Source organism: Halomonas sp. E14 (assembly GCF_052568415.1).
The window spans coordinates 2,886,449-2,912,571 of the sequence record NZ_CP199423.1; the positions used below are offsets into that span (position 1 = coordinate 2,886,449).

The window sequence follows — 26,123 nt, forward strand, 5'->3', positions numbered from 1 at the left end:
CTGTGCTGTTCGCCTCAGCGCCCGCACAGGGCGCGCGCCCTGTCCAGCGTCTCCAGCGCCACGCCGTTGCCTGAGAGCACCAGCGCCACCCGCTGGCCGCGCACGTCGATGCCCCCTTCGCACAGGGCGGCCAGCCCCACCGCCGCGGCCCCTTCCACCAGCAGCTTCTCATGCTCGAGGAGGTCGACCATGGCGCGGGCGATGGCCGCCTCCGAGACCTGGTGGTGCTGGTCCATCACCTCGCGCACCAGCGCGAAGGTGCAGCAATTGTCGAGGCCGATGCCGCCGCCCAGCGAATCGGCCAGGCTTTCGACCTCCTCCACCGCCACGGGGCGCCCCGCCTGCAGGCTCTGCCACATGGCCGCGCCGCGGGAGAGGCTGACGCCGGTGAGGCGGGTCTCGGGGCGGATGGCCTTCACCGCCGCGCCGATGCCGCCCAGCAGCCCGCCGCCGGAAAGCGCCACCACCACCCGGTCGAGATCCGGCGCATCCTCCATCAGCTCCAGGCCGATGGTGCCCTGCCCGGCCGCGATCAGCGGATCGTCGAAGGGCGGAATCAGCGTCATGCCACGCTCGCGGATCAGCCGCTCGACCTCGCCGAAGGCCTCGTCCTGGCTCTCGCCCACGCGCCTGACCTCGGCGCCCAGCGCCTCGATGGCGGCGACCTTGTTGGCCGGTACCAGGCGCGACAGACAGACCGTCGCCGGCACGCCGAGCCGCGCCGCCGCGTACGCCACCGCGCGGCCGTGGTTGCCGGTGGACGCGGTGACCACGCCGACGGCCAGGGCCTCGCGACCATGGCGCTCGACCAGCGCGGCGATCATGTTGGCGGCACCACGCAGCTTGAAGGCGCCGGTGGGCTGTAGGGTTTCCAGCTTGAGCAGGATCTCGGCATCGAAGCGACGCGACAGGGCCTGGGAGCGGACCAGCGGGGTACGAACCGCCTGGCCGGCGATACGGCGGCGGGCCTGGTAGATCGAGGCGAGGGAAACCGCGTGCTCGGAATGGGTCATGGGAAGTCTCGCAGGTCGCCGTGGTGCCCTCATGGCCGATGCCCTTCAGCCTAGACAATCGGCCGGGCCAAAGAAAACAAGGCCACGGGGTTGCCCCCGTGGCCTTGGCGGGATTGCTCCGGCGCGCTCAGCTCAGCGACATGGCGGCCTTGACCACGCCTTCGCGCACCAGCTGGTCGGTGACCTTGTTCACCGCGCGCTCGGCGCGGGCGACGATCTCGTCGACCTCGGCGCGGGTCGTCACCAGCGGCGGGGCAAAGCCGAGGATGTCGCCCTGGGGCATGGCGCGGGCGATCAGGTTCTCGTCCAGCGCCGCCGCGGCGATGCGCGGGCCGACCTTGTGCGCGGCGTCGAAATGCGCGCGCTTGGCCGGGTCGACGGAGAACTCCAGTGCCGCCAGCATGCCCACGCCGCGCACGTTGCCGACGATGGGGTGCTCGCCGAAGGCGGCCTGCATCTGCTGCTGCAGGTAGGCGCCGGTTTCGGCGGCGTTGGCGGTCAGGCCTTCACGCTCGATGATCGCCAGATTGGCCAGCGCCGCGGCGCAGCCGAGTGCGTGGCCGGAGTAGGTCCAGCCGTGGCCGATGGGGCCGTACTGGCCGGTGCCCTGCTCCAGCACCTTCCATACGCGGTCGCCGACGATCACGCCGGAGAGCGGCTGGTAGGCGCTGGTCAGGCCCTTGGCCACGGTGATCAGGTCGGGCTTGATACCGTAGTAGTGGCTGCCGAAGTCGGCGCCGATACGGCCGAAGCCGCATACCACTTCGTCGGCGATCAGCAGCACGTCGTACTTGGCCAGCACCGCCTGGATCGCCTCCCAGTAGCCTTCCGGCGGCGGCACGATGCCGCCGGTGCCGAGCACCGGCTCGCCTATGAAGGCGGCCACGGTATCGGGACCTTCGGCCAGGATCATCGCTTCCAGCTGCTGCGCGCAGAACTGCGAGAACTCGCGCTCGCTCAGGCCCTGCTGCTCGGCGGCGCGCTGGTAGTAGTGCGGCGCCTCGGTGTGCAGGATACCGGCCAGCGGCAGGTCGAACTGGTCGTGGAACGCCTTGAGGCCGGTCAGCGAGCCGGTGGCCAGGCCCGAGCCGTGGTAGCCGCGCTGGCGCGAGATGACCTTCTTCTTCTGCGGGCGACCGAGCACGTTGTTGTAGTAGCGCACGATCTTGAGCTGGGTCTCGTTGGCGTCACTGCCGCCCAGACCGTAGTAGACCTTGGACATGCCGGGGCCGGCGAGCGCGAGGATCTTCTCGGACAGCGCGATCTGCGGCTCGTTGGAGTGGCCCACGTAGGTGTGGTAGTAGGAGAGCTCCAGCGCCTGCTGGTAGATCGCCTCGGCCACCTCGGTGCGGCCGTAGCCGATGTTGACGCAGTACAGCCCGGCGAAGCCGTCGATGAACTCGCGGCCGTCCTTGTCGACGATGTGGATGCCCTTGCCGCCGGTGATCACCCGGCCCGGCGCGTCGCCGTGGGCGAAGTCGCGCAGATGGGTGGAGGCGTGGAAGGTGACCTTGCGGTCGCGCTCGATCAGATCGCGGTGCTGCTGGTTCATTAGGCTCTCTCTTCTCCAATGCCCCGCCGCAGCGGGGAGATGTTCAATTCGTTTCTATTGCTCAAGGTTGGGCTGCCGAGCCGGGAGCTCTGCGAGCAAAGGCCTGGCTAGGCGAAGCGCTGCCGGGAACGCGGAGTGGACTTTAGTCCATGAGCAGTTCACGGTAGCGGTTCAACAACGCCAGGCCGAAGCGCAGCTAGCTCCCAGAAACAGACCCCAAAGCCCCCAGGCAGTAATACTTGGTCTCGAGATACTCATCGATCCCCGTGATGCCGCCCTCGCGGCCCAGCCCCGACTGCTTGACGCCGCCGAAGGGCACCGGCGGGCCGGTCATCTTCACCGAATTGACGCTGACCATGCCGTACTCCAGCGCCCGCAGCAGCTTCCAGATGCGACGAATGTCGTGGGTGTAGACATAGGCCGCCAGACCGTACTCGGTGTCGTTGGCCATCTCGATCACTTCGTCGTCGTCGCGGTAGGCGGTCACGCCGGCCACCGGGGCGAAGTTCTCCTCGCGCCAGACTTTCATCTCGGGCGTTACGCCGGTGAGCAGCACGGGCATGAAGAAGTTCTCGCCCGGGGCCTCGGCCTGGTCGCCGGCTACCAGCGTCGCGCCGCGGGAGATGGCGTCGTCGACGATGGCCGCCGCCTTCTCCACCGCCTGGCGATGGATCAGCGGGCCCAGGTCGATCTCGCTCTCCAGGCCATTGCCGACGGTGAGCGCCGCCATGCGCTCGGCAAAGTGTTCGACGAACTCATCGTGGATCGACTCGTGCACCAGGATGCGGTTGGCCGCCAGGCAGTCCTGGCCGGCGGTCTGGAACTTGGCCGCCACCGCGGCCAGGGCCGCCTCCTTGGGGTCCATGTCGGGGCCGACGATGAACGGCGCGTTGCCGCCCAGTTCCAGCGAGACGCGCTTGACCGTCTGGGCGCTCTGCTCCAGCAGCAGCCGGCCGACCCGGGTGGAACCGGTGAAGGATAGCGCCTTGACGCGCTCCTCGGCACACAGAATTCGGGAAACTTCCGCCGGCTCGCCCAGCACCACGTTGAAGACGCCCGCGGGAATGCCGGCACGCTCGGCCAGCTCGGCCAGCGCCAGCGCCGAGAACGGCGTCTCGCCGGCCGGCTTGACGATCACCGTGCAGCCGGCGGCCAGGGCGGCGGCGGCCTTGCGGGTGATCATCGCCAGCGGGAAGTTCCACGGCGTGATCAGCGCGGCGATGCCCACCGGCTCCTTGAGCGTGCCCAGGGCGGCATTGGGGATGTGGCTGGGAATGGTCTCGCCGAAGGTGCGCTTGCCCTCCTCGGCGAACCAGCGCACGAAGCTGGCGCCGTACTCCACCTCACCGCGGGCATCGGGCAGCGGCTTGCCCTGCTCCAGGGTCATGATGCGTGCGAGATCCTCGCGGTTGGCCTGCAGCAGGTCGTGCCAGGCCATGAGCCGTTCGGCACGCTCGTCGGCGCGCAGCGCCCGCCAGTGCTTGAAGGCGACATCGGCGGCATCCACCGCCTCGCGGACCTGGTGCGCTTCGAGCCAGGGAATGTGGCCAATGGCATCGCCGGTAGCGGGATCGAACACGGCTTCCTCGCGGCCGCCTTCGCCGTGGGTCCACCTGCCGTTCACGTAGGCGTGCTGCCGGAACAGGCGTGGATCGTCAAGCATGGTGGACAGCGTCCGGAACAGCTTCATGTTCATGCAGCACCTCCCCTAGACTCGGCGCATCCTCTGCGTCGCCGAGCGTGGCAAAAACGAGCGAGCAGCCGGCGGCTGCTCGATGGGTACAGGGTAAGGGGAAGCGGCGGGGAGGACTTTTCGATCGCCGCCGTGGGCGATGCGGTTTTTTTTGTCCTTTCGGACAAAGTGAGCGTTTTTTCTGGCGCCCGCTCAGGCCAGGCTTTCGGGGCTGAGGAAGGGGGTCTTCTGCTTGACCGCCTTGGTCACGATATAGGTGAAGTAGCGCTCGATGCCGACATCGGAGGTCAGCCACTCGTCGATCAGCCGCTGGTAGGCGTCGACGGAGTCGGCCTCGACCTTCAGCAGGTAGTCGACCCCGCCACCCACCGCCACGCACTCGGTGACCTCGGGGGTGTCGCGCACCAGCGCCTCGAAGCGGGCAAAGCTCTCGGCATTGTGCTGCTTGAGTTCGATCTGCACCCATACCGGGGTACGCTTGACCAGCGCATCGGGGTTGAGGCGCGCGCTGTAGCCCTGGATGACGCCGGCCTGCTCCAGCCGCCGCACCCGCTCCCAGCAGGGGCTGACCGAGAGGTTGATCGCCTCGGCCAGCTTCGATTTGGTGATGCGCCCGTCGCGGGACAGGATCTCGAGAATCTTCAGGTCGTATCTGTCGAGCTTCATCGGTCTCTCTTTCTCATCGGGCCTGGCTTTCCGCCAGGCCCGTGGCCTTGCACGCCGCCGCGGCCTAGCCCAGCGAATCGACGACGTCGGCGATCACGGCGATGGTGTCGCCCATGTTGACCAGCGCCGGGAAGCGCCGCGCCGCCAGGATGCCGTCGCGCCCGGCGCGGTACTCCACCGGTGCGGCGCCGCTGCGGGTGAGGTCGTAGACCCGCGCGATCACCTGGCCTTTTGCCACCCGGTCGCCCAGCGCCAGGGTCAGCTCCAGCAGGCCGGTATGCTCGCTCTGCACGTAGCAGCTGGCATCCGGCATGTCGAGATAGACCTGCGGCTCGGCGGGCATCTCCACCTCGCCCTCGATGAGGCCGAAGTGGATCAGGAAGTTGCGCACGCCGCGCTCGGTGAGGGCCAGGCTCTCGGGGGTCGAGGTGCCGCCGCCGCCCAGCTCGGTGGCCACGAACACCTTGCCCTGGCTCTCCACCGCGGTGTCGAACAGCGCCGCGGCATCGAGTTCGAACATCATCATGGCGTAGGGGGCGCCGAACGCCTTGGCCCCTTCCAGGGCCTGGCGCTGCTGCTCGGGGTCATCGAGCACGTGGGAGGCGCCGAACGGGATGATGTCCAGGGTGCGCCCGCCGGAGTGCAGGTCGAGCACCACGTCGGCCAGCGGCACCAGCTCGCGAGTGAAGTAGTCGGCGATCTTCTCGGTCACCGTGCCGTCGGGGTCGCCGGGGAAGCTGCGATTGAGGTTGCCGCCGTCCATCGGCGAGGTGCGCCGGCCGGCCATGGCCGCCGGCATGTTCATCATCGGCACGATGATCACGCGCCCGCTCACCTCTTCGGCGCGCAGGGTGTTGGCCAGCTTCAGCAGCGAGGTGATGCCCTCGTACTCGTCGCCGTGGTTGCCGCCGGTCAGCAGCGCCGTGGGGCCCGCGCCGTTCTTGACCACGGTGACCGGGATCATTACCGCCCCCCAGGCCGACTCGTCGGTGGAGATCGGCAGCTTGAGGAAGCCGTGCTGAACGCCGTCGGCCTCGAAGTCGACGGTGGCGCTGATCGGACTGGGTCGCTTGGTCATTTTCCTGGAACTCCTTGTGCTATGGGCAACTGCTCGGGGCGGTTCCGGCAACAGGCCTAACGCCTCTTCGGCTCGTCCCCGGCGCCTTTCGCGCTGGCAGTTGTCGCTTGCTTCTCAGCGCACGAACAGCTGGCGGGGAAAGTTGGCCAGCGCTTCGCAGCCGGTCTCGGTGATCAAGATACTCTCGGTGATCTCGAGCCCCCAGTCGTCCTGCCACAGGCCCGGCATGAAGTGGAAGGTCATGCCGGGTTCGAGGATGGTCTCGTCCGAGGGGCGCAGGCTCATGGTGCGCTCGCCCCAATCCGGTGGATAGCTGATCCCGATCGGGTAGCCGCAGCGTGCGCCGCCGCGGTCGAAGCCGTACTTGTCCATGGCCGCGCCCAGCGCCATGGCGATGTCGGCGGTGCGGTTGCCGGGCTTGGCCACGGCCAGGCCGTTCTCGATGCCTTCGAGCAGCGCCGATTCGGCGCGCACGAAGTCCTTCGGCGGCCGCCCGAGAAACACCGTGCGCGACAGCGGCGCGTGGTAGCGCTTGAACACGCCGGCGATCTCGAAGAAGGTGCCCTCACCCTCGCGGAAGGGGGTGTCGTCCCAGGTCAGGTGGGGGGCGGCGGCATCCTTGCCGGTGGGCAGCATGGGCACGATGGCCGGGTAGTCGCCGCCATAGACCTTACCGTTCTCGTCGACCCAACCTTCGATGCCGACCCGATAGATCTCCGACACCAGCTTGCTCTTGGGCAGGCCCGGCTCGATCACTTCGAGGATGCGCGAGTGCATGCCCTCGACGATCTTGCCGGCGATGCGCATGTAGGCGATCTCCTGGGGCGACTTGATCTTGCGGCACCAGTTGACCAGCGAGTTGGCATCCAGGAAGCGCGCATGGGGCAGCTCGCGCACCAGGCTCTGGTAGGCCTTGGCCGAGAAGTAGTAGTTGTCCATTTCCAGCCCCACCACGCCCTGATGCCAGCCGCGATCGGGCATGATCGACTGGGCCAGGTAGTCCATGGGGTGCATGTCCGGGTTCTGGACATAGTAGTCGGGGTAGTAGGTGATGTTGGCGGGGTCGAGCCAGCAGGTGCGCAGCGCCCCGTTGGCGTCCATCCTCCGCCCGTACCAGACCGGCTCGCCTTCCAGGCCCACCAGCACGCATTGATGCACATAGAAGGACCAGCCGTCGTAGCCGGTCAGCCAGGCCATGTTGGAAGGGTCGCTGATCACCAGCACGTCGATTCCGCGGCTGGCCATTTCGGCCCGCACCTTCCAGAGTCGGCTTGCGTATTCCTCACGAGTGAAGGGCAGGGATACCTGAGTCATTTGGCCACTCGCCATCGCATCACCAATAACCGGCCGTCTCCAGGGGAGAGGGCCGGGCCAAGGGGCGGTCGCCGGGTGGTGCGAAGCCAGGCTGCCGCACCAGATTGTCCTGACCTTAAATCGCCAAAACCATGACAATCTGCGAACAAAACCGCTAAGCTGATAGTAGCACCGGCTATTGGCAGGCCGTCAAAGGCTTTATTGAATCATGACAATTGACCTGACCCCGTACCTGACGGATACGGGCCCCAAGTACCTGGCCATTGCTCGCGCCCTGTCGGAGGCGGTGCGTCAGGGCGAGCTCGTCCCCGGCACCCGGCTGCCGACCCACCGTCAGCTCGCCGAGGCGCTCGGCGTAAGCGTGCAGACGGTGTCGCGGGCCTACGCCCAGGCCGAGAAGATGGGCCTGGTCCAGGCGCGGGTCGGCAGCGGCACCTGGATCAACGCGCTGGACGACGCCCGCGAATCGGCCTATCTGCGCGCCCACGAGGCTCGCCACGAGGCGCCGCTGATCGATCTCTCCATCGCCCATGCGGTTTGCCCGCCCGGCCACCACCTGCGCTTTCGCCAGGCGCTGGCGGAGCTGGCCGAGTCGGCCAGCTCTGAGGTGATCAGCGCCTGTCGGCCCATCGCCGGCCTGCCCCACCAGCGCGAACGCGCCAGCGCCTGGCTGCAGTCGCGCCTGCACGTGCCCGGCGAGATGGACGACCGCATCCTCTGCAACGGCGCCGCCCACGGCTTGATGCTGGCGATCTCCAGCGTGGTGCAGCACGGCGACCTGGTGCTGACCGAGGCGCTGACCGACCACGGCCTGATCGCGCTGTCGCGCACGCTCGGTTTTCAGCTGCGCGGCATCGCCATCGACGCCGAGGGCATTGTGCCGGAAGCGCTGGAACTGGCCTGCCAGCGCTTCAAGCCGCGCGCGCTCTACCTGACGCCGACCCAGCTCAACCCCACCGGGGCGACCATGGGCGAGGCCCGGCGCGACGCCGTGGCCGAGGTGCTGGCGCGCCATCGGGTGTGGCTGATCGAGGATGACGTCCACGCCCTGCTGGAGTCGCCGGGGCTGACCCCCATCGCAGCGCGAATCCCGCAGCTGAGCTTTCATGTCACCAGCCTGACCAAGGTCACCGTACCGGGCCTGCGCGCCGGCTACCTCACCGTGCCCCGCGGCCAGCTGCACCACGTGCTGCCGCGCATGCGTGCCACCACCTGGATGGCCACACCGCTGATCTTCGAGCTGGCCGACCGCTGGCTGGCCGACGGCAGCGTCGAGGCCATGGCCGCCGAACAGCGCGAGCTGCTCGGCCAGCGCCAGCGCCTGGCCGCGCGCCTGCTGCGCCAGCATGCGCTGGAATCGCGGCCCACCAGCCTGCATGTGTGGATCACCCTGCCCGACGCCTGGCGCGCCGAGGAGCTGCAGCAACTGGCCGAACAGGAGGGGCTGGCGATCACCACGGCGGTACCGTTCATGGTCGAGCAGACCCCGCCGCCCCGGCGGATCCGCGCAAGCCTGGGGGCGGAGCAGGACATCGTCCGCCTCGAGGAGGGGCTGCGGCGCCTGGCGGGCCTGCTCGACGAAGCGCCGCCGCCCATGATGCAGATCGTCTATTGACGGGCCTGCCCACCGAACACACCAGCGAACGAGGAGCCGCCATGCGAGTCCTGCTGCACATTGACGACATCGAAGCCTGGCGCGACGCCCTGGCCGAACGCTTGCCCGAGGCCAAGATTGTCACCGCCGACGATCCCGCCGACCAGCGCCGCGACGCCGACTACCTGGCGGTGTGGAAGCCGCCGCAGGCGCTGCTGGCCGAGCAGACCCGCGCTCGCGGCATCGTCAACCTGGGGGCCGGCGTAGATGCCCTGCTGAACAACCCGGCCCTTCCCGAGGGCGTGCCCATCGTCAAGCTGCGCGACGCCGGCATGGCCGAGCTGATCGGCGACTACGTGCGCTACGGGGTGCTGCACTTCCAGCGCGACTTCGACCGCTACCGGCGCCAGCAGGCCAGCCGCGAATGGCGCGAGCATGCCGTCACCGCCAAGCGCGACTGGCCGGTGGGCGTGCTCGGCCTTGGCGCCATCGGCAGCAAGGTGGCCGCCATGGTCGCCGCCGACGGCTTCCCGGTGCACGGCTGGAGCCGCTCGCCCAAGACGCTCGAGGGCATTAGCTGCCACCACGGCGACGCGGGCCTGGCCGAGCTGCTCGGCCAGGTGCGCACCCTGGTGCTGCTGCTGCCGGGCACAGCATCGACCCGCCATATCATCGACACCCGGGCGCTGGCCGCCCTGCCCGAAGGCGCCAGCCTGGTCAACCCCGGTCGCGGCAGCCTGATCGACGAGGCGGCGCTGCTTGCGGCGCTGGGTGAAGGCGAGCGGGAGGGCCGGCTGCGCGGCGCCATCCTCGACGCTTTCCCCGAGGAGCCGCTGCCCGAGGCGAGCCCGCTATGGTCACACCCACGCCTCTGGGTGACGCCGCACATGGCCGGCCCCACCCCGCTGCATGAAGCGGTCGACCAGGTGGCCGAGGCGATCCGCGCCTTCGAGGCCGGCGACACGCTGGAAACCGTCGACCCCGAGGCGGGTTACTGACGCCCCAACGCCAGCGGCGGGCCTGAGCCCGCCGCTATGTCCCGTCGTCTGCCTGAGCTCAGGCAAGCTGTGCCAGTCGCGGGGCAGGATCGCGGCTCAATGCCACCACCGGGCCTGACACGATCGACGCTCTCGCACCGCTGACCCGGAAGCGCGAGGTCAGCTCGGCCATGACGCCGGCCTGCTCATCCAGCGAGCGGCTGGCTGCCGCCACTTGCTCCACCAGCGCGGCGTTCTGCTGGGTGGTCTCCTCAAGCTGGGCCACCGCCTGGTTGATCTGCTCGATACCCGCCGACTGCTCGGTGGTGGCCGCCGACATGTCGGACACCAGGTTGGCCACATGGCGCACGCTGCGGGTGATTTCCGCCAGCGCCTCGTGGGTCTGTCCCACCAGGCCGTTGCCCACCTCGACGCGCTTGGCATTGTTGCTCACCAGCTGGCGAATGCGCTCGGCCTCCTCGGCGCTGCGGCTGGCCAGCTTGCGCACCTCGCCCGCTACCACCGCGAAGCCGCGGCCATGCTCGCCGGCCCGCGCCGCCTCCACCGAAGCGTTGAGCGCCAGCAGATTGGTCTGGAAGGCGATGCTGTCGATCGCCTCGACGATGGCGGTGATCTGCCGGTTGGCCTCGAAGATCCCCTGCATCGCCTGGCGCGCCTGGTCCGCCACCTGGCTGCCCTGCTCGGCGCGGGCCGCGGCCTCCTCGGTCATGCTCTGCGCCTGGCGCGCGCTGTCGGCCGACTGGCGCACCGTCGAGGTGATCTGCTCCATGCTGGTGGCGGTTTCCACCAGCGAGGAGGACTGCTCCTCGGTGCGGCTGGCTAGGTCCTCGTTGCCCTGGGCGATCTCGCTGCTGGCGCTGCCGACCCCCAGCGCACCCCGCTGGATATTGGCCACCAAAGCTTCCATGTGGGCGGTGGATTCGTTGAAGCCGGCGTAGAGCTGCGAAAGCTCGTCGCTGCCGGGCACCGCCAGCCGCTGTGTCAGGTCGCCGTCGCGGGTCTGGATCGAGGTCAGCGCGGCGCGTAGCGGCAGTACGATGCTGCGCACGATAGCCACCGAAAACGCCACCGCCGCCAGCACGCTGAGCAGGGTCGCGACCACGTAGAGGATCAGCGCATTGCGGGCCGCCGCGCTCAGCTCGGCCGCCTGTTCGCGCACGCTGGCGATCTGCGTCACTGCTACGTCGTTCAGCCGGTTGATCTTGCGCGTCTGGGTCTCGAACCAGCGCTGCGGGTCCAGCGAATAGCCGCCGTTGATGCCGCGGGTGAGCGCTATGCGACGCATCATCTCGAGCAGCGCCGCCTCTTCATGCGTCATGGCCGCAGCCAACAGCTCGACCAGGGCATCGTTGGCCAGCGCCTGGAAGCTCTTCATGAAGGCTTCCTCTTCTCCCAGCAGCAGCACGAACTGCTGGTAGGCTTCGTTGGACATGGCGTTGCTGGAGAAGGCCTGGGTCAGCACCGCCCGCTCCACGCCGGCCGTCTCCTTGAGCGACTGCAGGGCATGGTAGGCCGCCAGGCGGCTCGACACCCGGCCCTCGTTGGTAAACGAGGAAATCCTTCCCACCAGGCCCAGCAGCCCTTCCACCAGGCCGGTATAGGTCTCGATGACCTCGGCCTGGTTTACTTCCAGGCGGTCGATGCCGGGCCGCAGGCGAACGATGTCGGCCAGCCGCTGCTCGATCGCCCGGACATAGTCGGCCACCCGGGGGTCGGCGCTCATGGCCTCGGTTTCAGCTGCAAAGGAGCGAAAGCTCGCCAGCCGGCCATCGACCTGGGAGCGCTGCTCTGGCAGCTGTGTCGCAAAGCGCTCGCCGCGGCTGGAGAGGAAGCCGACCGACATGCCGCGCTCGACCTGCAGCTCATGGACCAGGCTGCCGCTGGCATAGGCCAGGTCCGTGAGTCGCTGCATGTCGGCCATGTTGCTGGCGAACTGCTGGCGCTCGAGAATGCCGCTGCCGGCCAGCCACAGCAGCACCAGCAGCGGCAGGGCCAGGGCCAGCACGAACTTGCGCGACATGGGAATACGGTGGAGTAGGTTTTTCATGATCGTTGTCCTGCCGAACTCACTGATATCTGGTAGGGGAATCAACGGGACGAGGCATGTCGGCATGCCATTGTTGTTGTGATATCCGTCGGCCGTAGCAACAGGCGCACGGCACCCGAAAGGAAGTGCCTGCCGCCTTCCCCACTACTTTCGGCGCAAAGATCCAGGGCTTGAGGTCGCCAGCCGGCGTTTAGGCACCCTTTCGTCAGCATTTGGCGATTTTTTGACCAGCGTCACGCTTCGCGCCTGTCGGCCGCAGGTGTCGCCTAAAAGCGTTGACGAGCCGTGAATTCGCCGTTCAACCCGTTCGATCGTTTTACCTTCGCCAGGCCAGCCTGCGGCACGAGCCAAGCGAGGAACTGCACAGCAAGGGGGAACCCTGGCCCGCCGGCGGGTTCCCAGCAGTGCCACTCCTCTTCTTTTCAGGTAGCCCGACATGATGCGATTTCGACGCCGCCTTGCCCTGCTGGCCCTGGCCGTGCTGGCGCCGGCCCTTGGCCTCGGCGCCGCCCAGGCCGACGACGCGACGCTCACGCCATTCAGCGCCAGCTACCGGCTGGAGGTGAAGGGCTGGCCCAATGCCTCCATCGACCATCGCCTGAGCCGTGAAAGCGGGCACTGGCAGAGCCGCATGGAAGCCGCCATCGCCGTGGCACGAGGCAACGAGCAAAGCCGCTTCATCGTGACGCCGAAAGGCGTGCGTTCGGTGAACTATGCCAGCGGCTATTCGCTACTCGGCGTGCGGGGCAGCTATCGGCTGGGCAGCGACGAGCTGGGCGAACGCCTCGACCGCCAGGCGGCGCTGGTGGAGCTGTCGCGACGCGCGGCCAATGGCGGCTGCCAGGCCACGTGTCGCTTCGTCTACCAGGACCATCGCGGCCGTGAGGAGAGCGTCGACTATCGGATCGTCGAACGTGCCCCGCTCACGCTGCCGGCCGGGCGCTTCGACGCCGTCAAGGTGGAGGTGGTGGACCCCGAGACCCCGGATCGACAGCTGCTGTTCCACTTCCACCCCGAGATGCCGGGGCTGCTGCTGGCGGCGGAGTACCACCGCGAAGGCGAGCGGCGCAGCCGGTTGACGCTGCGCGCACTGGAAACGGAAGCGCCTGATCCTTTCAGCTGCCGCTAGCGCTTAGGCAGCCATACCAGGGGGTGACGGAACGTGCGCAGCCGGCACTTGGGCAGCCAGAACGTGGGCAGCCGGAACGTGGACCAACGCGAGCACTCGGGCTGGCGCTAGAACTCGGTCCACTCGTCCGCGTTCCTGCGCCCCGGCGCGCCGAGAGCCAGCGGTGCGGCGGCGGGAAGCCGCCGCTGCGAGGCCTCGCCCGAGGCCGGCAGCACCACGCCCAACCGTCCGGCGTCGCGGCTTTCCTGGCCGAGGATGAAGGTGCCGACCAGCTCATGCAGCTGCGTGGCCTGGCGGTTCATCTCCGCCGCCGCCGAGCGGTTCTGCTCCACCAGGGTGGCATTGTGCTGGGTCATGGCGTCCATTTCCGCCACGGCCCGATTGACCTCCTCGATACCGTTCGTCTGTTCGTGGATGCCCGAGTCGATCTCGTTCATCACCGTGGCGACCTGGGTCACATCACGCAGGATCTCCCGCATCGCCTGTCCCGCCTGCTTGACAATCTCGCTGCCGTCCTCGACCTGGCTCACCGACTGCTTGATCAGGCTGCCGATTTTCTGCGAGGCTTCGGCCGACTTGTTGGCCAGGGTGCGCACCTCCTGCGCCACGACGGCAAAGCCGCGCCCGTGCTCGCCGGCCCGGGCCGCTTCAACCGAGGCGTTCAGCGCCAGGAGGTTGGTCTGGAAGGCGATCGAATCGATCAGCGAGATGATGGCTTCGATCTCCTGCGCCGAGCGGCTGATCTCCTCCATCGTGACCTCGACCTTGTCCATCGCCTGGGTACCGCGCTGCACAGTGCCCTGGGTGGCCACGGAGAGCCGCCTGGCCTGCGCCGTCAGGTCCTGGCTATGCTTGGCGGTGGCGGCGATCTCCTCCATGGCCGAGGCGGTTTGCTGAAGGCTGGCGGCCGCCTGTTCGGTGCGCGAGGCCAGGTCCTCACCGCCCCTCGCCACCTCGCCGGAGGCCAGGTTCACCGAACCCGCGCTCGCCCGCACCTCGCGCAGGGTCGTCTGCATGCGCTGGGCGAATTCGTTGAAGCGCTCCGCCACGTTGCCGATCTCATCCTGCGACTTCACCGGGATCCGCTTGGTCAGGTCGCCCTCGCCCTGGGCGATATCGCGCATGGCGTCGGCCGTGTCACGCAGCGGCAGCACGATACGCCGCGAAATGAAGGTGGCCAGGCTTCCCGTCGTCAGCACGGCGACCAGCATCACCACCAGATAGCCCAGCAGCGAGCGACGTGCGCTGTGGCTCAGCTGCTCGGCCCGCAGGGTGATGCCCACCCCGACCGCATCGCCCACCTCCTTCATGCGATCGATCTTGACCGTCTGCCAGTCGAACCACTGGGTGGGGTCCACGCCGTAGTTACCGCCGGTCCCTGCCTGCATGAAGCGCTGGCGCAGGGTTTCCACTCGGTCGATTTCCGGGCCGCTCAGGCGCTCGTCAAGCAGCCCGCGTATCTCGGCGTTGAAGAACGCCCGGGCATTGCTGATGGCACCGTCGATTTCACCGGCCAGCTGGCGATACTGGCTGTAGCCCTGCTGGTCGATGGTGTCGTTGCCGAAGGCGCCTGACAGCATGGCCCTCTCGATGCCGGAGAGTTCCTGGGCACGCATCAGGGCGTAGTAGCCGTTGAGGTCGCGCGCCACGCCCGCCTGGTTGACGAGGTGAGCGAGCCGGCCGATGGTGTCCAGCAGGGTCGCATTCAGCTGCGTGTAGTAACGGGTGCTTTCGCTGGTCGCGATGCGCAGCCCGTCGACGCTGCCGCGCAGGGCCTCCAGCCCTTGGATACGCTCCCTGGCCTCCGCGGCCAGGCGCGAAAAGACGGCATCGTCGACCGTATCGTTTACCACAGCCAGCTGGCTCAGCATCAGCGCCAGCGCCTGGTCCGTACTGCCGCGCTGCTGGATGAGCTCCTGTGCATAGGAGGTGCCGCCCGTGGAGAGGAACACCGCCGTTCGGCCCCGCTCGCGCTGCGTCTCCGCCAGCACCTGGCCCGACAGCTCGGCCATGTTGGCCATCATCTCGAGCTGCCTGGCCTCCTGGCCGACCTGAAAGCGGTTCAGCGACTCGTTGACCATGACCAGCAGCAAGATCAACAACGGTAGGGCGACGATGACGGCGACCTTACGTCCAACGGAAAGGTGGATCATTTTCGAGCGGAGCATGCACCCTCCTGGGTGGCGGTATGCCGAGGCAACTTCAGCGTGACCTTCTGTGTTCATTCCGTTTCCAATTGTAATATTTGATATGCATCAAATCACTCATCCACCTCCCGCAGCGGGGGACTGATTGACTCAGGTCAACCAATAGCAAGCTATTGATACAAGGATAAAAACCGGGCTACCGAAGCACGCCGCAGCTCGCGCAACGCGGCCTGACGGCCGCGTCGGCAGCGGCTCTCAGAGCGGCCAGCTCTTCCCGCCAGGGGGTTACCGCAAGCCGCGGAAATCAGGGAAGAATCCTGCTAAGGTAAGCGGCTTTCGCCGCGCAACGCGGCCACGGGACAAGGGCGTCGAGAATGTTATCCGGCTTGCTGATCGTGCTGCTGCCACTGCTGCTGGGCTATCTGGTGCCGGTTCGCCATGCCGGGCTGATGCACCTGATCAACCGTGGGGTCAATGCTTCGGTCTACCTGATCCTGCTGCTGATGGGCATCAGCCTGGCCGGCCTCGACGACCTGCTGGCCGAGCTGTCGCGCATGGGCAGCCAGGCGCTGCAGCTTTTCCTGGTCATCACCTGTGCCAACCTGCTGGCGCTGTGGTGGCTGTCGCGGCGCCTGGCGCTGCGCATCGAGCATTCGCCGATCGTGGCCGGCGCACCCACCACCAAGCTGGCGGCCATGCTTGGCTCGCTCGCCCTGGTCGGCGTGGTGCTGGGCGGGGTCCTGCTGGGCCTGGGGCTGGGCTGGTTGGGCGGCGATGCCGTCTACGGCCATGCCGAGACGCTGGCCGAGTGGACCCTGTATGCGCTGCTGGCGCTGATCGGCTGCCAGCTGCGCAATTCCGGCATGCCGCTGCGCCAGATCCTACTCAACCGCCACGGCCTGGCGATCGCGGTCACCGTGGCCGTCAGCTCACTGCTCGGCGGGCTGGCGGCGGCTCCGCTGCTCGACCTGCGCTGGAACGAAGGGCTGGCCATGGCCTCGGGGTTCGGCTGGTACTCGCTGTCGGGGATCCTGGTGGGCGACCAGCTCGGCCCAGTGCTCGGGGGCGTCGCCTTCTTCAACGATCTCGCCCGCGAACTGCTGGCCTTCGTGCTGATCCCGCTGCTGATTCGCTACCATACACCGCTGGCGATCGGCTACGGCGGGGCCACCTCCATGGACTTCACGCTGCCGGTGATCCAGCAGCACGGCGGCGTGGCCTGCGTGCCGCTGGCCGTGGTCAGCGGCTTCCTGCTGTCGCTGCTGTCGCCGCCGCTGATCCTGTTCTTCCTGACCCTGTGACCCCGCCTCGCTTGCACACTGCTTGCACGCTTCATGCCCATTGACTGCATGCCGGCGGGTGATACTGGCAAGGCCGCCTGCCGTGACGAGTCCCTCATGCCGCCATCCGTCGTTGCCCTACCCCACTCCCGCTCATTCATCCGCGCCCGCCAGGCCGGGCGCGTCTCCGTGGGGGCGCTGCTCGCCCTGGTGGTGCTGGCCGCCGGCCTGGCCACCGCCTGGTGGCTGATCAATCAGCCGCCGCGGGTGGAGCGCCGCGCCCCGCCGCCCGCGCCGCCGCCGCTGGTGGAAGTGGTCAGCGCACAACCGCGCAGCGTGGCCCCGCGCCTGCACGGCTTCGGCCGCGTGGTGGCCGAGCGCGAGGCACGCCTGGCCAGCCGGGTAGCGGGGCGGCTGCTGGAGTTTGCCCCCGAGGCCCTGCCCGGGCAGGTGATGGAGGCCGGGGCCACCGTGGCCCGCCTGGACGACGCCGACCTGCGACTGGCGCTGCGCGACACCGAAGCCACGCTGGCGCAGGCCGAAGCCGCGCTGGCCATGGAGCGCGGCGAACAGCAACGCGCTCAGGCCGAGTATCAGAGCTTCGGCCGCGAACTGACCGCAGAGCGCCGCGCCCTGGTGCTGCGCGAGCCGCAGCTGCGGCAGGCCGAGGCGGAAGTGGAGCGGGCGCGCACCGCGCGGGACCGCGCCCGGCTCGACCTCGAACGCACCACGCTGACCGCCCCCTGGCGCGGCATGGTGCAGGCGCGCCTGCTGGGTGCCGGCAGCGAGGTCGCCAGCGGCACCGAGCTGCTGCATCTGGTCGATGTATCGCGCTTCTGGGTACGCGTCTCGCTGCCCGTCGATGCCCTGGCGTGGCTGGAGCCGGCCGGCGACGAACGCCCAGGCAGCGCGGTGACGCTGACCAGCCGCAGCTGGCCCGCGGATCAGGCGCGCCGGGGCGAGCTGATCGCCGTGCTGCCGGCGCTGGAAGAGAACGGGCTGATGGCACAGCTGCTGGTGGCCGTGGACGACCCGCTCGGCCTCGAGGCGCCCGACCCCGCTGCAAACACGGCGGCTATCCCGGCCCTGCGGCTGGGCGACTTGGTGCAGCTTGAGTTCGCCGCCCGCCCCCGCGACGGCCTGATCGAGCTGCCCACCGCCGCGCTGCGCCCCGGCGATGAAGTGTGGCTGCTCGACGACGACGACCGCCTGCGCCGCCGCCGCGTCGAGGTGGTCCACCGCGGCGACGCCCACGTGCTGGTCGGCGCCGGCCTGGCCGAAGACGAGCGCGTGGTGGTCTCCCAGCTCGGCCAGCCCCGCGAAGGCATGGCGCTGCGCCCGCGGGGCGGCGTCGCCGAACGCCCGCAGGCCAGCGGCGGAGCGCAGTCATGATGCGCCGCGGGCCGATCGCCTGGATGGTCCATCACGGCGTGGCGCCACACCTGCTGATGGTACTGCTGATCGTCGGCGGCCTGATGGCCTCCACCGCGATCAAGAAGGAGGTCTTTCCCGACTTCGAGCTGGAGATCATCCACGTCGCCATCGGCTACCCCGGCGCCACGCCCGAGGAGGTCGAGCGCAGCCTGCTGCTGCCGATGGAGGCGGCGCTGGCCAACGTCGACGGCATCGACGAACTGACCGCCACGGCCCACGAGGGCGCCGGGCGGGTCGCCGTTACCCTGATCGACGGCGTCGAGGTGATGCGGGTCTACCAGGAGATCCAGCAGGCCATCAACGCCATCACCAACCTGCCGGCGGCCGCCGATCCGGCGCGCTTCAGCCTCGCCGGGCGCTCGCGCAGCGTCATGAGCCTGCAGCTGCACGGCTGGGTCGACGAACACCTGCTGCATGAAGTGGCGGAACACGTGCGCGCCGAGCTGCAGGGTGCGCCCGGCATCTCGCGGGTCGAGCTGGCCGGCAACCGGGCGCGGGAATTCCAGGTGCTGCTCGACGAGGAGGCGATGCGCCGCTACGGACTGGATCACCGCCAGCTGGCCAGCCGCATCAGCGACGAGGCCCTGGACCTGGCCAGCGGGCGTCTGACCACCCAGGAGGGCGAGTGGCTGATTCGCTACCAGGGCCGCCGCGACGAGGCGCGCGAGTTCGCCGACCTGCCGATCCTGGGCACCCCCGACGGCGCCCAGCTGCGCCTGGGCGACATCGCCCGGGTGGTGGACGGCTTCGCCGAGAGTGACCGCGAGGTGCTGTTCAATGGCGCCCCCGCGCTCAGCCTGGAGATCTACCAGGTCGGCAACCAGACGCCGATCGGCATCTCCGACGCCGTGCACGCCCAGCTCGAGCGGCTGCGCACGGAGCTGCCCGAGGGGCTCAGCCTGAGCGTGTCGCAGGACAGCTCGGAGCTCTACCGCGACCGCCTCGACCTGCTGCTGAAGAACGCCTGGATGGGCCTGGCGCTGGTGCTGGTGCTGATGGCGCTGTTCCTGGAGGCGCGCCTGGCGTTCTGGGTCACGCTGGGCATTCCCACCGCCTTCCTCGGCGCCATGCTGTTCCTGCCGTGGATGGGGGTGTCGATCAACATGATGTCGATGTTCGCCTTCATCATTGCGCTGGGCATCGTGGTCGACGATGCCATCATGGTCGGCGAGAACATCCACAGCTACCGCGAGCAGGGCCATTCGCTGCGCGATGCCGCCGTACGCGGCGCACGCGAGATGGCGGTGCCGATCAGCTTCGCCATCCTCTCCAACATCGTTGCCTTCCTGCCGCTGCTGTTCCTGCCGGGCTTCCTCGGCATGATCTTCGCGGTGATCCCGGTGGTGGTGATCACGGTGTTCCTGGTCTCGTGGGTGGAAGCGCTGTTCATCCTGCCCGCTCACCTTGCCCACCGTGCCGGCGGCCGCGAGGGCAGCCCCTGGCTGCGCCCGCTGGACCGCCTGCGCCGCCGCCTGCAAGGAGGGCTGGCCCACTTCACCCAGCACGGCTTCGAGCCGTTCCTGCAGCGCACCCTGGACCAGCGCCTGCTGACCGTCAGCCTGGCCGTGGCCGTGCTGGCCGTGGCCATCGCCTGGAGCATGAGCGGACGCATGGGCTTCTCGCTGATGCCGCGGGTCGAGTCTGACCGGGTGCAGGCCAGCGTCACCCTGCCCATCGGCAGCCCCCTCGCCGAGGACCGCCGCCTGCGCGACCGCCTGCTCGACGCCGCCCTGGTCCTTGAAGAGCGGGAAGAGCGGCTGGCCTTCAGCGCCACCCGGGCGCAGATCGACGGTGACCGCCTTACCGTGCGCCTCACCCTGGAGCGCGACAGCCTCGATGCCTGGCCGCCGTCGCGGGTGGCACGCGCCTGGCGCGAGGAGGTCGGCGAGCTGGTCGGCGCTCAGGCGGTGCGCTTCGAGTCCGACGTTGGCGGCCCCGGGGCCGGCGCCGCGCTCACCCTGCGCCTGTCGCACGCCGACAGCCGCGCGCTGGAGGCCGCCGCCACCCGGCTGGCCGACGAGCTGGCCGAGTTCGACGGCATCACCGACATCGACAGCGGCCTGGCCGACGGCAAGCCGCAGCTGGAGATTCGCCTGTCGCCGGAAGGGCGTGCCCTGGGGCTGAGCGGCGCCGACCTTGCTGCCCAGCTGCGCGGGCCGCTGCAGGGGGTAACGGCGCTGGAGCAGTTCGTCGGGCGCCACGAGATCAGCGTCGAGGTGCGCCTGCCGCCAGAGTCGCGCGACAGCCTGGGCGATCTCTACCGGCTGCCGATCCGCACGGCCGGAGGACTCGAGGTTCCGCTGGAGCGCGTGGCGCTGATCAGCGTGGGCCGCGCCGCCACGGCGCTGGAGCGCATCGACGGCCGGCGCATCATCCACGTGACCGCCGACGCCGCCGGCGAGCAGACCCTCAACCAAGTGGTGGGCACCCTGCAGGCCGATACCTTCCCCGCCCTGCAGGCCGGCTGGCCGGGGCTCGAGATCAGCCTCGGCGGCCGCCAGCAGGAGACCGCCGAGAACGTCTCGGCGCTGACCCAGGCCACCTGGCTGACGCTGATCGCCCTCTATGCGCTGCTGGCCATCCCCTTCCGCAGCTACCTGCAGCCGCTGCTGGTGCTCGCCGCCATTCCGTTTGGCGTCATCGGCGCCATGGCCGGACACCTCATCATGGGCTACGGCCTGTCGGTGATCAGCCTGATGGGCATGCTGGCGCTGTCGGGGGTGGTGATCAACGACGCCCTGGTGCTGATCGACTACGCTAACCGCCGCCGCCGCGAGGGCTTCGGTGCGCGTGAGGCCATCGTCGCGGCGGCCACCCGGCGCCTGCGCCCGATCATGATGACTACCCTGACCACCTTCCTGGGGCTGGCGCCGATGATCTTCGAGACCTCGCGGCAGGCCCGCTTCATCATCCCCATGGCCGTCTCGCTGGGCTTCGGCATGCTGTTCGCCACGGTGATCCTGCTGGTGCTGGTACCCTGTCTGTACCTGATGCTGGAGAACCTGCGCGAGCGCCTTGCCGGCCACACTCCCCGTACCGCCACCGAGCCACGCACCGCCACCGAGGAGCCGAGCCGATGACGTTCCGCCTACCCCGCCTGCCCTTCTCGCACCTCGGCATCAAGCTGTTCGTGATCATCCTCTCGGTCAACGTGGTGATCGCCGGGCTGGTGTTTCTCGGCGTCTCGCGCAGCCTTGACCGCGGCTTTCTCGAATACCTGGAGACGACTCAGGCCAGCCGGGCCGAAACCCTGGCCGAGGGGCTCGGCCAGGAGTGGGCGCGTCGCGGCGACTGGCAGTGGCTGCGCGATTCGCCGCCGGCCTGGCACCGCCTGGTGCGCCAGCAGCTGTGGCCCGGCGAGGGCATGCCGCCCCACGGCATCGAACGCCGCCTGGGTGATGCGCGTGACTTCGTGCTGCACGATGCCGGCGGGCTGCCGGTAATCGGCCTGCCGCCCGACGACGAGGCCATGGCGGCCGAGCTGCACTGGCTGCCCATCGAGCACAACGGCGAGCGCGTCGGCACCCTGGGCTATCGCCCACCGCAGCACCTGATGGCACGCATGGACCGCATCTTCCTTTCGCGCCAGCAGCGCAACCTCGGCATCATCGTCGCCGCCCTGGGCGTGGCCTCGCTGCTGCTGGCCGGGGGGCTGGCCTGGTGGCTGGGGCGGCGCACCCGCAGCATGGCGCTGGCCACGCGGCGGCTGACCGAGGGCGACTACAGCGCCCGCCTGCCCGAGCGCGGCCGCGACGAGCTGGCCCGCCTGGCCCGGGACTTCAACACCCTGGCCGCCACCCTGGAGGCGAGCCGCGAGGCGCGCGAGCGCTGGGTCACCGACATCGCCCACGAACTGCGCACGCCGCTGGCGGTGCTGCGCGGCGAGATCGAGGCCATGCAGGACCGCATTCGCCCCCTCAACGAAGACAGCCTGCACTCGCTCTCGCAGGAGGTGGGTCAGCTCGAACGGCTGGTAGCCGACCTGCGCCTGCTCTCGCAGAGCGACGCCGGAGCCCTGGAGGTGCAGCTGGCACCGCTCGACCTGGCCGCACACCTTTCCGCACGCCTGGACGAGGCCGGCGGCTGGCTCGACGACTGTGGCATGGAGGTGGTGCGGCATATCGAGCACCCCGCCTGGATTCGCGGCGACGCGCAGCGTCTGCGCCAGCTGTGGACCAACCTGCTCGATAACAGCTGCGCCTATACCGCCCCGCCGGGCTGTCTGGAAGTTCGCCTGAGCGTCGAGCCGCAGGGCGTGCGCGTGGTCTGGCAGGACAGCCCCCCGGGCGTTCCGGAAGAGGCCCTGGACCGGCTGACCGAGCGCCTCTACCGGGTCGAGGGCTCGCGCAGCCGTGCCAGCGGCGGCAGCGGGCTCGGGCTCTCGATCGCCAGCGCACTAGTCAAGAGCCACGGCGGTACCATGCAGGCCTCGGCCTCGCCGCTGGGTGGGTTATGCTGGACCATCGAATTCCCCGCCCTGGAAGAAGATCATCGTAGCCAATAAGGAAACGGCATCCATGCATGAACCCACTGCGCCACGCGACGCCCTGCTGATCGTTGAGGATGAGCCCAAGATCGCCCGCCTGGTGGCCGACTACCTGGAGGGCAGCGGCTTTTCCACGCATGCCATCGCCCATGGCGACGAGGTACTGCCCTGGCTCAAGGAGCACATGGAGCACGAGGGGGCGCCCGCGCTGGTGCTGCTCGACCTGATGCTGCCTGGCACCGACGGACTGACCCTGTGCCGCGAGATTCGCCAGCGCTGGCCGGGCCTGGCGGTGATCATGCTGACCGCTCGGGTCGAGGAGGTCGACCGCCTGCTCGGCCTGGAGCTCGGCGCCGACGACTACATCTGCAAGCCATTCAGCCCGCGTGAGGTGGTGGCGCGGGTCAAGGCGGTGCTGCGCCGCAGCCAGGCCGCCCCCGCATCCGGCGAGGCCCCGCTCGGCGCCCTGACCCTCGACGACGAAGGCTGGCGGGCGCTGGCCGACGGCAACGACCTGGGGCTTACCGCGGTGGAATACCAGCTGCTCAAGGTGATGATGCAGTCGCCGGGGCGCATCTTCTCCCGCGACCAGCTGATGGATCGCATGTACCGCGACCACCGCATCGTCTCCGAGCGCACCGTCGATAGTCACGTGAAGAAGCTGCGACGCAAGATCGCCGACGTCTGGCCCGAGCGCGAGATCATTCGTTCGGTCTACGGCGTGGGCTACAAGTACCAGCCCGAGGCATGAGCTTTGGCGCTTGGCTCGGCGAGGGCCGCCGTGAATGACTATAGTGGGGGTCAGCGCCCTGTCGGAACGCATGAAGCCACACAGTTGTTACACGTTTCCTGCATGGTGAGTGCACAAGGGTGAACGACACTGACACCATCAACCCACCCCCCGAAGTCTCGGAAGGAGAGAGTCAATGCGTCGCTTACCGACCCGCAAGCTGTTCATGCCCGCCCTGCTGGCCCTGGCCATCGCCCCGCTGTCGCTGACGGCCACCGCTCAGCCCGCCCAAGGCGCCAACGGCTGGAACGAGCAGCGCCACGAGCGCTTCCAGGAGCGTCGCCAGGCGCTGTTCGAGCGCGCCGGGCTCGACGAAGAGACCCGCAGCGCCCTGGAAGAAGCCCACAGCGAACACATGCAGGCCCTGCGCGAGCTGCACGAGCAGCACCGCGAGCGCATGGACGAAATCCTCGACGAGGAGCAGCGTGAAGCCCTGCGCGACGCCAAGCGCGAGATGCGCCAGGAGCACATGCAGTCCAAGCGCGGCGGCCAGGCAGCCGGCGGCATGCAGGCGCGGCTCACCGCGCTGGTGGATAGCTGGGACCTGTCCGACGAGGAGCGCGAACGGCTGACCGAGCTGCGCGAATCGCTCTACGCCGACATGCAGGAACTGCGCGGCCAGTCGTTCGACTCCCGCGAGGAGCGCCGCGAAGCCTGGCAGGCGCTGCGCGACGAGCACCATGAGGCCTTGAGCGAGCTGCTGACCGACGAACAGATCGCCGAGATGCGGGAGGTGATGCAGGGCAACCACCCGAAAGGCTACGGCGCGCCCCGCGGCGAACGTCGCAGCAACTGATCTCGGCGACGGCTAGTCGCCGGGCAGCTGTCAAGATATAGCGCGCAAGAGCGGGCCCGACCACCAGGTCGGGCCCGCTTGCGTGGAAAGGCTGCGTGGGAAGGGTTCGCCCACTGGGGTGGGCTCAGTTGTAGAGCACGCCCGGCAGCCAGAAGACGATGCTCGGCACCAGGTAAAGTATCGCCATGGCCACGAACACCATCAGCAGGAACGGCGCGATGCCGATGAAGATATCGCCCAGCTCGATCCCCTTGGGGGCAATGCCCTTGAGATAGAAGGCCGACATCGCCATGGGCGGCGTCAAGAACGAGGTCTGGATGTTGAGCGCCACCAGCACGCCGAAGAACAGCGGGTCGATGCCGAACAGGTGCAGCAGCGGCAGGAAGATCGGCACGAAGATGATGATGATCTCGGTCCATTCCAGCGGCCAGCCGAGGATGAAGATCATCAGCTGGGCCAGCAGCAGGAACTGCAGCGGCGTCAGCGACAGCCCGCTGATCCAGTGTTCGATCAGCGAGTGCCCATCGAGCAGCGAGAACACCGACGAGAAGATCCACGAGCCGACGAACAGCCAGCACACCATGGCACTGGTGCGCGCGGTGAGGAACACCGCCTCGCGCAGCCGCGCCAGGGTCAGCTGACGGTAGGCCGCCGCCAGCAAAATGGCACCCAGCGCGCCGATGCCGGCGGCTTCGTGAGGCGTGGCCAGGCCGAACAGGATCGCTCCCAGCACCGACATGATCAGTACGAACAACGGCACGAACGACGTCAGCAACCCCCAGTAGACCTCGCCCAGCGGCACGTTGAGCTTCTCCGCCGGCAGCTTGGGCGCCACCTTCGGGTTGATCATCGCCCGGCCCATCACGTAGACGATGTAGAGCCCCGCCAGCAGCAGACCCGGGATCAGCGCCGCGGCATACAGGCGTACCACCGAGACCCCGGCCATCGCCCCGTAGAGGATCAGCATGATGCTCGGCGGAATCAAAATGCCGAGGCAGCCCCCGGCGCAGATCACCCCGCTCGACATGCGCTTGTCGTAGCCCGCGTTGAGCATGGCGGGCAGCGCCAGCAGCCCCATCAGGGTCACCACCGCGCCGACGATGCCGGTGGCGGTGGCAAACAGCGCGCAGGTGATCAGGCTGGCAACCGCCAGCGAGGCCGGCATGCCGCGCGCCGCAAGCTGCAGGCTGGCGAACAGCCGGTCGAGAATATTGGCCCGTTCCACCATGTAGCCCATGAACAGGAACAGCGGCACCGCGATCAGCACGTCGTTGGACATCACGCCATAGGCGCGCTGCACCAGCAGCGAGAAGATGATGTCGCCGATGGCGAAGTAGCCGAAGGCGATGCCCATGGCGATCAGCGTGAAGGCGATGGGAAAGCCGAGCATGATCAGCACGATCAGCATGCCCAGCATCATGATGCCGATTTCCGGTTCGCTCATGGGCGGGGCTCCTCTGACTGTTCCTGGGCGGCCTTGATCTCCGCCTGCTTGTTGATGGGGATCGCAATCTCCTCCACGTCACCCAGCCGGCGCGGCCACTTGCCGTGCCTGAGACACAGCACGCAGCGGCTCACTTCCGCCACGCCCTGCAGGGCGAGCAGGGCCGCACAGGCGGGAATCACGAACTTGTAGGGCCAGATGGGCGGGCCGCCCGGCGTGTAGGAGCTGTGTTCGTTCTGGCGGTAGGAGACGGCGAAGAAGTCCCAGCCATAGAACAGCAGCGCGAAAATGCCCGGATAGAAGAACAGCAGGTAGAGCGCAAGCTCCAGCCCCGCCTGAACGCGAGTCGGGAAGAAGCGTGATACCACGTCGGCCCGCACATGAGCGTTATGGGCCAGGGCGTAGGCCCCGCTCATCATGAACAGCGTGCCATAGAGCATGTAGCTGGTGTCGTAGGCCCAGGTGGTCGGCGACCCCAGGGCATAGCGCATGAAGACCTCATAGCTCACCACGAAGGTGAGAATGAGGATCGCCCACGCAAAGGCCTTGCCCACCCAGGTACTGACATGGTCGATGAAAAAGATGAAACGCATGGCCACCCCTCACCATCCTGCACCGCCCACCGGGGCGGCGCAGCGTGAAACACGAACCCGGCGGCGTCC

19 protein-coding genes are annotated in these 26,123 nt (G+C 68.5%); 9 read left to right on the plus strand and 10 right to left on the minus strand.

The genetic code is table 11. The annotated features are described in order from the left end of the window. Positions 1–14: 14 nt before the first annotated feature. The 6 genes from eutB to doeA all read right to left on the minus strand — a co-directional run bounded on the left by eutB (position 15) and on the right by doeA (position 7,316). Positions 15–1,013, minus strand: a complete 999-nt coding sequence (gene eutB, locus ACT7B3_RS13440) for a hydroxyectoine utilization dehydratase EutB (protein WP_445158280.1) — start codon at positions 1,011–1,013, stop codon at positions 15–17. A gap of 127 nt (positions 1,014–1,140) precedes the next feature. Next, positions 1,141–2,565, minus strand: a complete 1,425-nt coding sequence (locus ACT7B3_RS13445) for an aminotransferase (protein ID WP_445158281.1) — start codon at positions 2,563–2,565, stop codon at positions 1,141–1,143. Between the two features lie 196 nt (positions 2,566–2,761). Next, the gene (locus tag ACT7B3_RS13450; protein WP_445158282.1) at positions 2,762–4,261 is read right to left on the minus strand and encodes an NAD-dependent succinate-semialdehyde dehydrogenase; all 1,500 of its coding nucleotides are present in this window, start codon (positions 4,259–4,261) and stop codon (positions 2,762–2,764) included. A 189-nt stretch (positions 4,262–4,450) separates the two neighbouring features. Then, positions 4,451–4,924 (minus strand): Lrp/AsnC family transcriptional regulator, encoded by a 474-nt coding sequence (locus tag ACT7B3_RS13455; RefSeq protein ID WP_445158283.1) that lies wholly within the window; start codon positions 4,922–4,924, stop codon positions 4,451–4,453. Positions 4,925–4,988: 64 nt separating this feature from the next. After that, positions 4,989–6,002 (minus strand): N(2)-acetyl-L-2,4-diaminobutanoate deacetylase DoeB, encoded by a 1,014-nt coding sequence (gene doeB / locus ACT7B3_RS13460; protein WP_445158284.1) that lies wholly within the window; start codon positions 6,000–6,002, stop codon positions 4,989–4,991. Between the two features lie 114 nt (positions 6,003–6,116). Beyond that, positions 6,117–7,316 carry an ectoine hydrolase DoeA gene (gene doeA, locus ACT7B3_RS13465; RefSeq protein WP_445158285.1) on the minus strand — a complete coding sequence of 400 codons (1,200 nt, stop codon included), beginning with the start codon at positions 7,314–7,316 and terminating at the stop codon, positions 6,117–6,119. A 208-nt stretch (positions 7,317–7,524) separates the two neighbouring features. Here doeA and ehuR point away from each other — a divergent pair, with 208 nt between their 5' ends. Next, positions 7,525–8,931: a MocR-like ectoine utilization transcription factor EhuR gene (ehuR, locus tag ACT7B3_RS13470; RefSeq protein ID WP_444676996.1), complete on the plus strand. Its 1,407-nt coding sequence runs from the start codon at positions 7,525–7,527 to the stop codon at positions 8,929–8,931. A gap of 41 nt (positions 8,932–8,972) precedes the next feature. Then, positions 8,973–9,908 (plus strand): 2-hydroxyacid dehydrogenase, encoded by a 936-nt coding sequence (locus ACT7B3_RS13475; protein WP_444676995.1) that lies wholly within the window; start codon positions 8,973–8,975, stop codon positions 9,906–9,908. A gap of 58 nt (positions 9,909–9,966) precedes the next feature. Here the strand turns inward: ACT7B3_RS13475 and ACT7B3_RS13480 are convergent, their stop codons facing one another. Continuing rightward, positions 9,967–11,955 (minus strand): methyl-accepting chemotaxis protein, encoded by a 1,989-nt coding sequence (locus ACT7B3_RS13480; RefSeq protein WP_445158286.1) that lies wholly within the window; start codon positions 11,953–11,955, stop codon positions 9,967–9,969. A 436-nt stretch (positions 11,956–12,391) separates the two neighbouring features. Between ACT7B3_RS13480 and ACT7B3_RS13485 the strand changes: the two genes are divergently transcribed. Beyond that, the gene (locus ACT7B3_RS13485; protein WP_445158287.1) at positions 12,392–13,084 is read left to right on the plus strand and encodes a hypothetical protein; all 693 of its coding nucleotides are present in this window, start codon (positions 12,392–12,394) and stop codon (positions 13,082–13,084) included. A gap of 107 nt (positions 13,085–13,191) precedes the next feature. Here ACT7B3_RS13485 and ACT7B3_RS13490 read toward each other — a convergent pair whose 3' ends face one another. After that, a complete protein-coding gene (locus ACT7B3_RS13490; RefSeq protein ID WP_445158288.1) occupies positions 13,192–15,252 on the minus strand; it encodes a methyl-accepting chemotaxis protein in 2,061 nt (686 codons plus the stop codon). Between the two features lie 353 nt (positions 15,253–15,605). Here ACT7B3_RS13490 and ACT7B3_RS13495 point away from each other — a divergent pair, with 353 nt between their 5' ends. The 6 genes from ACT7B3_RS13495 to ACT7B3_RS13520 all read left to right on the plus strand — a co-directional run bounded on the left by ACT7B3_RS13495 (position 15,606) and on the right by ACT7B3_RS13520 (position 24,017). After that, positions 15,606–16,532, plus strand: a complete 927-nt coding sequence (locus ACT7B3_RS13495) for a lysine exporter LysO family protein (protein WP_445158289.1) — start codon at positions 15,606–15,608, stop codon at positions 16,530–16,532. A gap of 96 nt (positions 16,533–16,628) precedes the next feature. Then, positions 16,629–17,903, plus strand: a complete 1,275-nt coding sequence (locus ACT7B3_RS13500; protein ID WP_445158290.1) for an efflux RND transporter periplasmic adaptor subunit — start codon at positions 16,629–16,631, stop codon at positions 17,901–17,903. Then, a complete protein-coding gene (locus ACT7B3_RS13505; protein WP_445158291.1) occupies positions 17,900–21,025 on the plus strand; it encodes an efflux RND transporter permease subunit in 3,126 nt (1,041 codons plus the stop codon). The genes ACT7B3_RS13500 and ACT7B3_RS13505 overlap by 4 nt, the downstream gene beginning before the upstream one ends. Next, a complete protein-coding gene (locus tag ACT7B3_RS13510) occupies positions 21,022–22,449 on the plus strand; it encodes an ATP-binding protein (protein ID WP_445158292.1) in 1,428 nt (475 codons plus the stop codon). Before ACT7B3_RS13505 ends, ACT7B3_RS13510 begins: the two co-directional genes overlap by 4 nt. Positions 22,450–22,462: 13 nt before the next feature. Next, on the plus strand, positions 22,463–23,182 hold the full coding sequence (locus tag ACT7B3_RS13515; protein WP_445158293.1) for a response regulator: 720 nt from the start codon (positions 22,463–22,465) through the stop codon (positions 23,180–23,182). A gap of 175 nt (positions 23,183–23,357) precedes the next feature. Beyond that, positions 23,358–24,017, plus strand: coding sequence for a hypothetical protein (locus tag ACT7B3_RS13520; protein WP_445158294.1), 660 nt, complete (start codon positions 23,358–23,360; stop codon positions 24,015–24,017). 124 nt (positions 24,018–24,141) lie between these two features. Here the strand turns inward: ACT7B3_RS13520 and ACT7B3_RS13525 are convergent, their stop codons facing one another. After that, positions 24,142–25,461 carry a TRAP transporter large permease gene (locus tag ACT7B3_RS13525; RefSeq protein WP_444676984.1) on the minus strand — a complete coding sequence of 440 codons (1,320 nt, stop codon included), beginning with the start codon at positions 25,459–25,461 and terminating at the stop codon, positions 24,142–24,144. Further along, entirely contained in the window at positions 25,458–26,054 is a 597-nt protein-coding gene (locus ACT7B3_RS13530) for a TRAP transporter small permease subunit (protein ID WP_444676983.1), read from the minus strand. Before ACT7B3_RS13530 ends, ACT7B3_RS13525 begins: the two co-directional genes overlap by 4 nt. Between the last annotated feature and the right edge of the window lie 69 nt (positions 26,055–26,123).

Excerpts from the sequence above, each read along its gene's own strand:
- ACT7B3_RS13455 (WP_445158283.1), bottom strand. The coding sequence starts at position 4,924 with ATGAAGCTCGACAGATACGACCTGAAGATTCTCGAGATCCTGTCCCGC.
- ACT7B3_RS13525 (WP_444676984.1), bottom strand. The coding sequence starts at position 25,461 with ATGAGCGAACCGGAAATCGGCATCATGATGCTGGGCATGCTGATCGTG.
- ACT7B3_RS13510 (WP_445158292.1), top strand. The coding sequence starts at position 21,022 with ATGACGTTCCGCCTACCCCGCCTGCCCTTCTCGCACCTCGGCATCAAG.
- ACT7B3_RS13480 (WP_445158286.1), bottom strand. The coding sequence starts at position 11,955 with ATGAAAAACCTACTCCACCGTATTCCCATGTCGCGCAAGTTCGTGCTG.
- ACT7B3_RS13505 (WP_445158291.1), top strand. The coding sequence starts at position 17,900 with ATGATGCGCCGCGGGCCGATCGCCTGGATGGTCCATCACGGCGTGGCG.
- ehuR (WP_444676996.1), top strand. The coding sequence starts at position 7,525 with ATGACAATTGACCTGACCCCGTACCTGACGGATACGGGCCCCAAGTAC.
- ACT7B3_RS13450 (WP_445158282.1), bottom strand. The coding sequence starts at position 4,261 with ATGAACATGAAGCTGTTCCGGACGCTGTCCACCATGCTTGACGATCCA.
- ACT7B3_RS13495 (WP_445158289.1), top strand. The coding sequence starts at position 15,606 with ATGTTATCCGGCTTGCTGATCGTGCTGCTGCCACTGCTGCTGGGCTAT.
- ACT7B3_RS13500 (WP_445158290.1), top strand. The coding sequence starts at position 16,629 with ATGCCGCCATCCGTCGTTGCCCTACCCCACTCCCGCTCATTCATCCGC.
- ACT7B3_RS13475 (WP_444676995.1), top strand. The coding sequence starts at position 8,973 with ATGCGAGTCCTGCTGCACATTGACGACATCGAAGCCTGGCGCGACGCC.
- ACT7B3_RS13490 (WP_445158288.1), bottom strand. The coding sequence starts at position 15,252 with ATGCTCCGCTCGAAAATGATCCACCTTTCCGTTGGACGTAAGGTCGCC.
- ACT7B3_RS13520 (WP_445158294.1), top strand. The coding sequence starts at position 23,358 with ATGCGTCGCTTACCGACCCGCAAGCTGTTCATGCCCGCCCTGCTGGCC.
- doeA (WP_445158285.1), bottom strand. The coding sequence starts at position 7,316 with ATGACTCAGGTATCCCTGCCCTTCACTCGTGAGGAATACGCAAGCCGA.
- doeB (WP_445158284.1), bottom strand. The coding sequence starts at position 6,002 with ATGACCAAGCGACCCAGTCCGATCAGCGCCACCGTCGACTTCGAGGCC.
- ACT7B3_RS13530 (WP_444676983.1), bottom strand. The coding sequence starts at position 26,054 with ATGCGTTTCATCTTTTTCATCGACCATGTCAGTACCTGGGTGGGCAAG.
- eutB (WP_445158280.1), bottom strand. The coding sequence starts at position 1,013 with ATGACCCATTCCGAGCACGCGGTTTCCCTCGCCTCGATCTACCAGGCC.
- ACT7B3_RS13515 (WP_445158293.1), top strand. The coding sequence starts at position 22,463 with ATGCATGAACCCACTGCGCCACGCGACGCCCTGCTGATCGTTGAGGAT.
- ACT7B3_RS13445 (WP_445158281.1), bottom strand. The coding sequence starts at position 2,565 with ATGAACCAGCAGCACCGCGATCTGATCGAGCGCGACCGCAAGGTCACC.
- ACT7B3_RS13485 (WP_445158287.1), top strand. The coding sequence starts at position 12,392 with ATGATGCGATTTCGACGCCGCCTTGCCCTGCTGGCCCTGGCCGTGCTG.